General features: G+C 40.0%; 6 protein-coding genes. 1 reads left to right on the forward strand and 5 read right to left on the reverse strand.

Features of this window, described 5'->3' with window-relative positions; all coding sequences use genetic code 11:
• Nucleotides 1-12: 12 nt before the first annotated feature.
• The 5 genes from SP4011_RS05610 to SP4011_RS05630 form a co-directional block, all read right to left on the reverse strand.
• Nucleotides 13-1191 carry a hypothetical protein gene (locus SP4011_RS05610; protein ID WP_338620293.1) on the reverse strand — a complete coding sequence of 393 codons (1179 nt, stop codon included), beginning with the start codon at nt 1189-1191 and terminating at the stop codon, nt 13-15.
• Nucleotides 1192-1368: 177 nt separating this feature from the next.
• Nucleotides 1369-5019, reverse strand: coding sequence for a helicase-exonuclease AddAB subunit AddA (addA, locus tag SP4011_RS05615; RefSeq protein WP_338620294.1), 3651 nt, complete (start codon nt 5017-5019; stop codon nt 1369-1371).
• The gene (gene rexB, locus SP4011_RS05620) at nt 5016-8291 is read right to left on the reverse strand and encodes an ATP-dependent nuclease subunit B (protein ID WP_000772391.1); all 3276 of its coding nucleotides are present in this window, start codon (nt 8289-8291) and stop codon (nt 5016-5018) included. The genes addA and rexB overlap by 4 nt, the downstream gene beginning before the upstream one ends.
• Nucleotides 8292-8488: 197 nt before the next feature.
• Nucleotides 8489-9376 carry a diacylglycerol kinase family protein gene (locus SP4011_RS05625; RefSeq protein ID WP_338620296.1) on the reverse strand — a complete coding sequence of 296 codons (888 nt, stop codon included), beginning with the start codon at nt 9374-9376 and terminating at the stop codon, nt 8489-8491.
• Between the two features lie 796 nt (nt 9377-10172).
• Nucleotides 10173-11438 carry a hypothetical protein gene (locus SP4011_RS05630; RefSeq protein ID WP_262078603.1) on the reverse strand — a complete coding sequence of 422 codons (1266 nt, stop codon included), beginning with the start codon at nt 11436-11438 and terminating at the stop codon, nt 10173-10175.
• A gap of 348 nt (nt 11439-11786) precedes the next feature.
• Between SP4011_RS05630 and SP4011_RS05635 the strand changes: the two genes are divergently transcribed.
• Nucleotides 11787-12137: a tyrosine-type recombinase/integrase gene (locus SP4011_RS05635; protein ID WP_338620298.1), complete on the forward strand. Its 351-nt coding sequence runs from the start codon at nt 11787-11789 to the stop codon at nt 12135-12137.
• Nucleotides 12138-12258: the final 121 nt, after the last annotated feature.

The raw sequence follows: 12258 nt of genomic DNA on the forward strand, positions 1-12258 counted from the left end.
GGTAGGTGTTACTCATATCACTAATCGTTCTAAAAATGGTTTGAGGCAGTTGAGGAGAATTCCTTCTATCCAGCTTTCTTGTGCTGAGGAGAGATGATCTGCTGGGAGGCTTTCTTTTAAAAAGTCTCGGACTTGTTCTGGTGCGATTTCAAACTCAAAGGCTTTCATTTTATAGAAAAAGTCGAGCAGATGGTCTGATAAGTATTCAGTTGAAAAGGGGACTTCTCCACTTTTTCGATATTCTAATAAGAGCCGAGCAAATCGGGATTTTTCTTCAGGAAGCTCACGAAAATAGGAATTGAGGAGCCAGGTCTGCTTCTGCTTTCTTTCAATTGGATCCTGACTGGCAATTCGTTGGTCTTTTTCCAGCTCTTTTTGGTATTGTTTGGCCTTGATAGCCCGTTCTGTTCTATTTTTACCAAAAAGAATTTTCTCCCACTTGCGTTCTTCTTGGGTTAGGGTTTCTGTAAAGCCAAAGTAATCTTGGTAGGCACGCTCTGCTGGTCCCATGGCTAGAACCAGATTGTCTGCATACTGCTTGGCGATTTTATCCCTCTTCCTGCGCTCTTTCTCAGCCTGGATACGCAGTTCTTGTTCGTAGTCAATTTTCTCCTTACCTAGCTTGACAAGGTAGAGTTGGTCATCTGGCTTTCCAAGTAAAAAGGGTTTGATACACTTTTCAAGGACTTCTTCCATCCGAGCCTTTTTCTTTGGTTCCGCCTTAGTCCAACTCCCGCCTTGAAAGACTTCTAGGAAAAGCTGGTAGTCTCTCTCAGGTGTGAACTGATTGCCACGATTGGGCTTGAAAACACCTTTTTCCCAGAGCCACTTTAGAAGTCGCTCGTCAAAGTCACTTTTATTGACCTTGATTTTTTCTTTTTTCTGGGCTTTTCTGGTAAGATTTTCAACCTTTCTGAGTAATTTTTCTTCCTCTTCTAGTTGCTGGTCAAGGGACAATCGATGAAAATGACGAACACAGTCGCTGCCGATTGGAAAGAGGCGTTGGCCTGTGACACCATTAAAGAGTTCGTAGGCGTATTTGATGGCATTTCCACAGACACAATTGCTACGGCCGATACCGTTAAAAATCAAGGAAACTTCATTCCATTCCTTGGTAGCTTGTTCCCAAGTATCAGCTTTTGAAGCCTGTAAAACCGCATCGTGCAGGGGTTTTCTAACTGGAAGTGTCATGAGATCTCCTTTCTAATATTCAATGAAAACCAAAAAGCAAACTAGGAAGCTAGCCGCAGATTGCTCAAAGCACTGCTTTGAGGTTGTAGATAGAACTGACGAAGTCAGCTCAAAATACTGTTTTGAGGTTGCAAATGGAAGCTGACGTGGTTTGAAGAGATTTTCGAAGAGTATAAATTATACCTTTACAACTTGAACCTCATCTTTACCGAGTAAAATCAAGTATTTTTCAATATTTTCAATCGAATAGGCTCGAGATAAAGCCTCTCCGTATAGGGCTAACTGACCGCGATAACGGTCTATGAGTTGACTTGGTTCATCATAGCGGTCTGTCTTATAGTCGAACAGAATAATCCTATCCTCATAAAGCAGATAGCCATCAAGGATACCACGCACAACAAAGTCTTCCTGACTCTTTTGGTCTCGTTTGAGCATGGAGAAAGGTTGCTCGCGATAAAGATGGTTGGTATTAGCGAGAATTTCCTGACCGAGTGCTGTGTCAAAGAATGCAAGAATTTTAGCAAGATTGATCTTGTCCCTAACAGCTGGTCTGGTTTGAACTTGTTTGAGAGTTTCCGTCAGGCTAACAAGTGTTGGTCGCTGACTGAGGTCCATTCTCTGCATGAGTTCGTGGGTGGCACTACCAATCTCAGCTCCTGTTACCTTTTCTTTGGTTGAAAAATCTGGCAAATCAAAGCTAATTTTCTTGTCTACTGACTGGCCTTGACCTGCAATCTCAACACCTTCCATATCCATAACTGGTTCGTAGAATTTCTTGATTTGACTTGGGGTTTGAACACTAGGCAGTTCAATGGCTGCCCGGTGAAGAGTATTATAAACCTCCACCTCTTTCAGCATTTCAAGGGCTTCTTTAATGCTTTCAGACTGGCGATTGTCTGCTTGGGAGCTATCTTGGAGAGGACTTTTGTTTTCCAATTCTCCGATAGCTTCTCTAGTCAACTGGTCTTCACCAACAAAGCGATAGCTAAAGTTGAGATTGTCCTTAGTAAACACTTTACTGATAGCCCAAAGCCAATCTTGGAAATTCTTGGCTTGCAGTCTAGTATTGCTATTTAGTTTTCCATTTTTAGCTGCTGGGTATTCCTTGGCTTCCAGTTTTTCACGAGAACCCTTGCCGACAAGATAGAGCTTTTTCTCAGCCCGCGTCATGGCAACATACAGCAGACGCATTTGTTCTGAGTAGCTAGCCAGCTGTAATTCTTCTTCATTCTGTCTATAGGTCAGGCTAGGAATAGAGAGCTTGATGGTTTTAGGATAGTGAGTTTCTACTGCTCCTGTCTCCATTTTGGCAATATATTTGACACCAAGACCATTCTGACGACTGAGAATGACTTCTGACATAGAGTCCTGCTTGTTAAAGTCTTGATCCATATTGAGGATAAAGACGTAAGGAAACTCCAGCCCTTTACTCTTGTGAATAGTCATGAGTTCTACAGCATCCTTGGGCGGTGCGACGGCCACGCTTGCAAGATCGTGCTGGGCTTCTAAAACTTGGTTAATCATACCAATAAAACGAGACAAGCCCTTGAAATTGCTCTTTTCAAATTGGTCTGCTCTTAAAGCTAGGGCATAGAGATTGGCCTGTCTAGCAGGACCATTTGGCAAAGCTCCAACATAATCATAATAAAAACGGTCGTTGTAAATCTTCCAAATCAAGTCATAGAGAGAGTGGGTTTTGGCATACAAGCGCCAAGAAGCCAATATATCCATGAATTGCTTTAGTTTCTCAGCTAGAGCTGTGTGAATCAAGTTTCTATGGCTGCTTGCCAGTTTTTGAGCATTGACCAGTTTCTCATAGAGATTTTCATGGACTTTATCCTCTGCTTTCTGAAGGGACAAACGTGCCAACTCGTCCTCATCAAATCCAAACATTGGAGACCTCATAAGAGCAACTAGGGCATAGTCTTGCAGGGGATTGTGAATGACACGAAGGGTGTCCAGCATGACTTGCACTTCTAGGGACTGGAGATAATTGTTTTGCTCTCCGTCGGTTTTGACAGGAATTCCATACTCAGATAGGGCGAGAAGAATCTGGTCATTACGACTGCGACTGGAGGTCAGAAGGGCAATTTCCTTAAAGGCAACACCTTTTTCCTGATGAAGTTTAAGGACTTCCTTGATGACCAGGCGCATTTCACCAGTAAGTTTAGTGTCAGCTTGGCTCTCTTCTTCTTCACCTGTGTCGTCCTTATCATAGAGGAGAAATTCTGCCTTGTTGTCTGGATTGGGAGTCAGTTTGGTATTGGCAAAAACAAGTTGGTGCATGTTATCATAGTTGATTTCACCGACTTCTTGATCCATAAGGCGCTCAAAGACATCATTGGTTGCTGACAGAACTTCTGAACTACTACGGAAATTTTCTTTGAGGAGAATCAGCTTGCCTTCGTGTGGATTTTGCGCATAGAGTTGGAACTTTTCATTGAAAATCTGCGGGTCTGCCTGACGGAAACGATAGATGGACTGCTTGATATCCCCTACCATAAAGCGATTGTGGCCATTAGAAAGTAATTCCAGCATCCGTTCTTGAATATGGTTGGTATCCTGATACTCATCGACCATGACTTCATGGAAGCGCTCCTGATAAGCCTCACGGACTTGAGGGAATTTCTCTAAAATCTCAATGGTGTAATGGCTGATATCAGCGAATTCAAAGGCATTTTCCTGGCGCTTACGTTCACGATAAGCCTCCACAAAATCGCTCATAAATGTTTGGAAAGTCTTAGCTAGTTCCCAGGTCTCTCCATGATAACGTTCTTGATAGTCGAGAATGGTTATCTGGCCTGACAGTTGTCCTAGTTTAGCAAACTGGGTCTTTCTCTCTTCGTTATAGGCATCGGCCAGTGGCTTCAAATCAGCCTTACGGCTGGCATTAGTCAGAGCTCGACCGTTTTTCTCTTTTGAAATGGCGACAACACGCGCAAGCACTGCTTGATAAGCCTGACTATCGGACTCCTGATTTAAGGAGTCAATTTCATCCAGAACTAACTGAACATTTTCTAAATAAGCAGCCTTGGGAAACTCCTTAGCATCGTTATCCAGATGATAACGGAAAAAGCTTTCCAAATCCCAAAGGGCTTGCTGGATTTGCTCAGTCAGTTTTTCTTTTTCACTGGTAAAATCAGCTTTTTCAAAGCCTTTGAGGAAAGATTCACTCAGCCACTTTTGAGGGTTGCTGGTGGATTGGAGGAAGTCATAAATTTTGTAAACTTGCTGGCGCAGACCCCGTTCGTCCTTGCCACGCCCTGCAAAATTTTTCAGCAAATGACTAAAGGTCTCTTTCTGTTTACCTTGGTAATGGGCTTCAAAGACCTCATGAAAGACTTCGTTTTTTAGAAGAAGTTGCTCGCTCTGGTTTTGTAAAATACGGAAATTAGGCGCAATATCAATCAGATAGCCATGTTTACCAAGGAATTTTTGTGTGAAAGAGTCCATGGTTCCGATGGCAGCGTTGGGTAGGTCTGCCAACTGACGACCCAAGTGTTGTTTGAGCTCGACATCATCCGTTTCTTGGATTTGTTGGCTGATTTTTTTCTCTAAACGTTCTTTAAGTTCAGTCGCAGCCTTGACGGTAAAGGTTGAGATAAAGAGTTGACTGATTTCCACTCCACGCGCCAATTGATCTAGAATGCGCTCGGCCATGACAAAGGTTTTTCCAGAACCAGCAGACGCTGAGACAAGTATATTCTGACCAGAAGTGTAGATAGCTTCAATTTGTTCGGCAGTTTTCTTTTGTTCCTTGCCCGAATTTGCTTCTGCTTCTTGCAATTTTTGAATTTCCTTCTCAGTTAAAAAGGGAATAGGCTTCATCGATTCAACTCCTCTCTTATTTTTTCAAACCAAGCTTGCTTGAGTTTTTCTCCGACCAGACGCTTGCCGTCAGCCAAGTCTAACTTTTCTAGAAAACGGGCTTGGCCTAAGTGGTAATTGGCTTCAAAGCCAGTAATGGCTTGATGCTGCTGAACGTAGGGGGCAATGCTTCTACCATTTTCGGTATAAGGATTGATAGCGAACTGACCTGCTAAAATCTTCTCAGCCGCTTTCTTGTAAAGATGGGCATTGTAGTCCAGTAGGAGCTGGAATTCCTCATCTGTCAGCTGATTAGACTTGTTTTTATTGTAAAATTCGCCCAAATGACTGCTTTCTTTTTCTAAAAAGAGTCCTTGGTATTTCATAGACTTGCTGGCTTCTACTACTGCACCTGCCAGACTTTTAACGGCCACCAAAGATTGGACAGGTTCAGCCATTTCCAAGTACATGGCACCAAAAAAGTTCTGCTCTCCTTCTCTTTTTAAGGCAGCTAAATAGGTTGGCAACTGGGAATTGAGTCCATTAAAGAAATGGGGAAACTGGAACTGAGTTAGACTGGATTTGTAGTCTACTACTCCTATCGCTCCATCGGCTTTCAAACGGTCAATCCGGTCCACCTTACCTCGTACAAAGACACTGCGTCCATTGTCCAATTGAATAAAGGCTTGGTCTTTGCCGCCAAAATTTGCCTCTTCTTTGATGGTTTCAATAGCTGGATTGTGTCGGAGAATGTGGCCAGTCGTCCGTGCAACATCAAGCAGAACTTCCTTGGTAAACTGGGCTTCCAAACTTTCCTGATAAATTGCTTCAAATTCGCGTTCTTTACTGGTTTCTTGAATAGCTTGTTCTAGACGTTTGTCAAAGGAATCTTTGTTAGGCAACTGCAAGGCACGTTCAAAAATACGGTGCAAGAAATTTCCATGACTGCGAGCATCCGGACGCAAACGTAATTCTTCCTGCAAGCCTAACACGTAGCGAAGAAAATAACTGTATTCATTGCGATAAAACTCCGTCAAACCAGAGGTAGACAGGTAAAATTCCTTGTCAGCTGGATAGAGAACCTGTAAGGTATCCTTGGTCAACTGCTTACTGCTTGGACTGGTTGGGAGGGCTGGATTTTCCAAACCTTGCTGTTCTAGTTTTTTACCCATGACACGTGACAGAACCTTGATAAAGGTCAAATCTTGCTCAGTCTCGCTCATCTCGCCCTGCTGGTGATAGGCAACCAGACTGGACAAAAGGCTGTGATATGAACCTATATCTTCCTTAGACAGCCCTTTGTGATTCATCCTCTTCTCTTTCCGACTAAATCCAAAATGGACCAACTCTTGAAGATAGGCAGATTCCTTACTTTCACTTTCATTAAAGAGGCTTGGAGACGACAAGACCAACTCTTTACGAGCAGAATTGACCAAGGAAAGCATAGTGTAGCGATTTTTCTTGAGATTTTCACTGCTGGCAATCAGCAATTGCGTCCCTTCTTCTGTCGCTTGGTTTAGGTTTTGCCTTTCTTCATCTGTCAAAAGGCTGGTGCTTTGCGCAATTTTTGGTAAATTGTCCTGAGTTAGCCCAATGGCGTAGACAAAGTCAGCAGTCAGTGGTGCAATCAAATCGTAACTCTGCACCAGAACGGTGTTCACTGTCGCTGGAATGGTACGGTATTGAGATAGGCTCATTCCAGAATGGAGCAAGGCTAGAAAGTCCTCTAGACTAACCTGCGAACCAGCAAAAACGGTCGCAAATTGTTCTAAAACATGGCAGAAAGCCTTCCAAACTTCAGCTTGTCTTTCCTGTTCTACAGCTTCCATAGTGGCTGTCAAATCTTGTAACTGCTTGGTCACAGCTCCTTCTTTTAGAAAAGAGTTCCACTTTTGCAAGATATTTTCAGCCTTCTGTTTTCGACTGGCAAAGAGAGTTTCAAGAGGTGTTAAAATACGCAGACGAAGGGCATTTAAACGTTCTAAATCAAATTTTCCATGGTGGGATTTGGTAAAGGTTTGCTGAAAGGCTGGCAAGCCATTGATACCAAGATAGCGAAGATATTGCTCAAAAGCATCAATATCAGCCTGACTAAGGTCGGTATATAGACCTGTTCTGAGAAGGTTTATCAAATCCTCCTGACGGAAACGATAGCGTTTTAAAGCTAAAATAGACTCGACAAACTGAGTCAAAGGGTGGTGTGCCATGGACTCGCTTCTACCAAGATAGAAAGGAATCTGGTACTGGTCAAAAATGGTTTTAAGAGATAACTGATAAGAAGCCACATCCCCCAAGAGAATACGAAAATGCTTGTAACTCAGATTTAAGTTCTCGTGTAATTTCTGACGAATGCTACGGGCTACTAGCTCCAACTCCTCCTTTTGCGTCAAGCAAGACCAGATTTGTAAGTTTTCACGATCCTTCTCATCGACATCTAATGTTAATTCTGAAAAGTCATAAGAAGACTCCAGCAAACGAGAGGCCTTGTCAAAGCTATCCATCTGCTCATGAGTTTGAGAACAGTCCAGAGCAGGTGTTTGGTATTTAGAGGCTAGATGATGGAGAAACTCCACGCTGGCTTGGTAGAGATTGCCCTCGCTAAAGGGACTGGTATAAGCTTTCTTACTAGCATAAGCCCCAATGACAATCTCAACACCCTTGCCGTGAAGTAAGTCCACAATTCGCTCTTCTTCGGCAGAAAAACGTGTAAATCCATCAATAACCAAGGCGATTTGAGTAAAATCACTACTTACCTTGTCATTCTCGATAGCCTCAATCAAATGAGACAACTGACTTCCCTGAGCTAACTGCCCTTGGTTAAGATAGACCGTTACCTTCTCAAAAATCAAGACTAAATCGGCCCTCTTGTCCTCATCCGTCAAACTCTCCAAGTCCAAAAAACTCATCTGAGCTTTGGTCATCTCGTGGTAAAGCTCAATCAACTGCTGGATAAATTGAGGGTCCTGCTTGATAGCACCATAAACACGTAAATCCTTAGGATCAAGTTCAGCAAGACATCTGTAAAAGGCCATACCAAGACCGATATCATCAAGACTGATCTTAGCTGGCAAATCATTCAAAATCAGGTAACGAGCCATCTGCGCAAAGCGCGTGACGGTAATCGCAAAAGAAGCCTGCTGGGACAAGCATTCCAGCACGGCGCGTTCCTTTTCAAAAGAAAGAGAGTTGGGGGCGATGTAGAAGACCCGCTTGCCAGCAACAACTAACTCTTCCGCCTCTCTGGTTAGAATTTCTGTCAAAGAAGTCCGAATATCAGTATAAAGTAATTTCATCTCAGCCTCGTTGGAATTTTTCATTACTTTTTATTATACCATGATTAGCCTCGTAAATCCGTTAAAATATTTAGGCCATCTCTTTTCTTCATCATCTGCTAGATCTTAAATACTTAGCTTTACTTGTATTAGATAGAATAAATCTGCCTACTGAAAATCACATAATGAAAAAAGCCTCGGTAACAAGGCTTTGAGTTTTATGATTGTTCCTTAGGTCCAGAGTAGACTTCAATGTGTTGTCCTAGTACCTTGATGTCGACTGGTAGATTATCTGATTTATCACCATCGACATCGGACTCTAATTCGATATCAGAAGAAATTTTAATAGTACGTGCCTTTATATATTCAACATTTTCATTCTCTACAAGATCTCCTTTTAACAAATCTGGAATCAAAGATAATTTAGAGAATATAGAAGCATCTTTCAAAATTAGAATATTTGCATATCCATCCTTGTTTTCTTCAAAGATTTTTTTATCTGCAAAATAATTTGTTAGAAGTACTAAAACATGACTTGCTTCCCCAAGGTAATTTCCATTTTCAGTTTCGACTTTAATGTTAAAGACTTGATCTGTCATGACAGACTTCAGGGTATTAACTGCATAAGCCAAGATACCAAATTTCGTTTTATCTTCAATTTCAACATTATGAATGGCTTCAGGGAGAGACCCGATACTAAAGATATATCCAAAATAGTGATCATTTGCTTTTCCGATATCAATCTTATCAGTTAAATTGAAATCCAGATCTTCAATAGCTCCGTCAATATCTTGATTGATTTCTAAAAGTTTTGTAATCAGGTTACCAGTACCACCTGGTATAATTCCCAGTTTAGGAATATAGTCCCTTTCAGCAATCCCTGAAATAACTTCATTGACTGTACCATCTCCACCAAAAACTAGAATTGATTCATATCTTTCTCTAGCAGCTTCTTCTGCGAAATTTGTAGCATCTTTGGCTTTTTGAGTAATTTTAGTTTCCACATCATCAAAATACTCTCTTGCTTTATTCTCCAGCTTCTCTTTGTAATCTAAAGCTTTTTCTCCTCCAGAAGTTGGATTGATAATTAGCATTATTTTTTTCACTCTGTATTTTCTCCTTAAAATTGAAATAGAAAGGTTATTCTCGATGAAAATCAAGGCGTAAACTAGGGAACTAGCCGTAGACTACTCACGACACTGTTTTGAGTCTGTATATTAGCCTGACGTGGTTTAAAAAGATTTTCTAAGAGTATTAACCTGATGACACATGATATTTGCGTATATTGCTATTATACAATGAAATGTTAAAAAATAGAAATAAATTGCTTTTAATATCGGTTTTTATCTCATATTAAAAAATGATCTATTTCTTACTAGTAGGTTGTTCTTAATCATCCAAACTAGTCTCTCTCCTCCACACGATGGAATATAGTTCGTAGATATTATTGCTATTTTCTAGTTCCGGATAAAGATAAAACTCACTTGAAAGAATATTTTCCCCATATATAAGTCAGTCTTTGTCTGACTAGCTACTAGCAAATAGATGAGTTAATGTTTATTGTCTATTTATGAAGATGAAAATACTTCAGAGGCAGGCACAGCTAAGGATGGAAAAAACTCAATTTTTAAGAGAATATGAAATAATACTCAATCAAAATCAAATAGCAAACTAAAAAGCTAGCCACAGCTTGCTTAAAGCAGGACTTTGAGGTTACAGATCAAACTAACGCGGTCAGCTCAAGACACTGTTTTGAATTTGTAGATTAGACTGACATGGTTTGAAGAAATTTTTGAAGAAGATGAATATCTCTATAATAAAAGGCATCTTATCAAGTGTTTGGAGTACTTGATAAGATGCGCTTTCCTGTTTGTTAAGATTTTTCTCCAACTTTATTATCATTTAAGATAAGACGCTTCCATCATGTTTTGTATCATCATCAACAAACTGTTCTTTTACCAAATCCTTGATATCACTTTTGATACTTTTAGTATCTATAATAGAATCTTCACCGAGTTGGTGAAATGTCGCTTTATCTCTAATAGTATATTCTTGGTCATCGTCATATTTTTTGGTTATCAATCGAATCATCTTTCGTCGTAAAGATTTTTCCCCTTTGATGTTTCCTCTTTCTTTTATCCATGCCACTGCTAAAATGACCAGCATTAGACAACCGACATAACCTAAAAGAGGATACATAATAGATACCAATTCTTTAAACCCCATAAAAGATAAACCATATCCTATAGCGACCGTAGCGATTAGAATAGGGTAAAATCGCTTAGGTTTGTTTGAAGAGAAACGTTTTGCCAAGGCATAAAATAAACTGAAAGCTGTATTAAAAATAAGTCCAAAAATAATTAGAGCATACAGCAAAGAAAATAGAGGATGAATCTGCTCCGCAATTGTTAACATAGGAATATCAACAGTTGAAACAAGTTTTATATTAGCGTATAAAATACCAGTTGCTACAGTAATAATTAAACTAACTACAAGTCCACCTAAGAGACCACTTTTTTCCGCAACACCAATTCTCATGACAGAACCTCCTAAGACAAATGCCATGGATACACCAGTCATAACAGTTAGTGCGAAATAGTTTAGTAAAGAAACCCAGACATTGGGCATTGGAGAAGACAGTGTAGCTGTGATTGCTTCTAACTCTTCAAAATCAAAACTTTTCCCTACGAACGTATGGACTGCCATAATGATAATCATGACAAAGACCAAAGGAGTAAATATCCCAAGAACGCTGGTAATCTTTTCAAAATTAAGAAAACTGACAATAATGACCAAGATAGCACAAATCAATCCTCCCAACCAAAATGGCAAACCAAATTGTTGGTTAAGATTTGAACCAGCTCCTGCAATCATAACAAAACCAATTACAAAGCAGGAAACAATTAAAGCAAAATCAAGAATCTTATTAGTAATAGGCCCGGCAATTTGGGAAAGAACTTCAAAATGATCATTTGAACGGAAATAGCTTCCTAAGGTAATGATAATTTTACCAAAAATAATACTTATGATTCCAAGAACAATCGTTCCAATGATACCCCATTTACCAAAACTAACAAAGTATTGCATTAAATCTTGGCCTGAAGATAGTCCAGCACCAATAACAACGCCTACATAAGCCAATGCTATATTTAAAATACGTTTTAACACTATTTTCTCCTAACCGTTATCACTACAATCAATGATTGTCTATTTAGTATACTATTTTCTTATATTATTGTCAAAAATATAGGTATTAGAACCATGTACATAGAAATATTTCTGTACGATATAGCAAGATAACACAAGGACTAGTCAGCTACTAATCAAACTTCTATCCTCCTAAATTGTTTGGAGATATTAGCTGCTCTTACGTCAGACAAATATCACAAAGATAGCAAGACATTAGACATCCACACAACATTCAACCGATACATTCCAGATGATGACGGTACTAAGACTTTTGCAAGATTTCGAACTACCCACTTAACTAAAAGAGAAATTGAGATACTAGACAAAATGATTGAACTGAACCAGCTCAGTGAAAATACTGACCTAAATTGGTACAAAAGCACTCGTATATTCGTCACAAACACTGATAAGCTAATCCATAGTTCAATTCTAAGCAAATCTCTCCAGCGAGCAAACGAACGCCTTAAACAACCAATCCCCAAACATCTGTCCCCTCACATCTTCAGACATACCACTATTAGCATTTTAGCTGAAAATAAAATTCCGCTAAAAACAATCATGGATAGGGTTGGACATTCTGATTCTGATGTTACTACTTCCATCTATACCCACGTCACGAAGAACATGAAAGATGAAGCAATCAATGTGCTGGACAAAGTGATGAAAAAGATTTTTTAAAAAGTTTTGCCCCTTTTTTGCCCCCTGAACAGAAAAATAGCCCTTCGGATAAAATCCGAGGGGCTAGAAACGTTGTTAAATCAACGGCCGAACTTTTGAGTTTCAAGGTTCGGGATAAAAT

Source organism: Streptococcus parapneumoniae, assembly GCF_037076355.1.
In the GTDB taxonomy this organism is placed as follows: domain Bacteria; phylum Bacillota; class Bacilli; order Lactobacillales; family Streptococcaceae; genus Streptococcus; species Streptococcus parapneumoniae.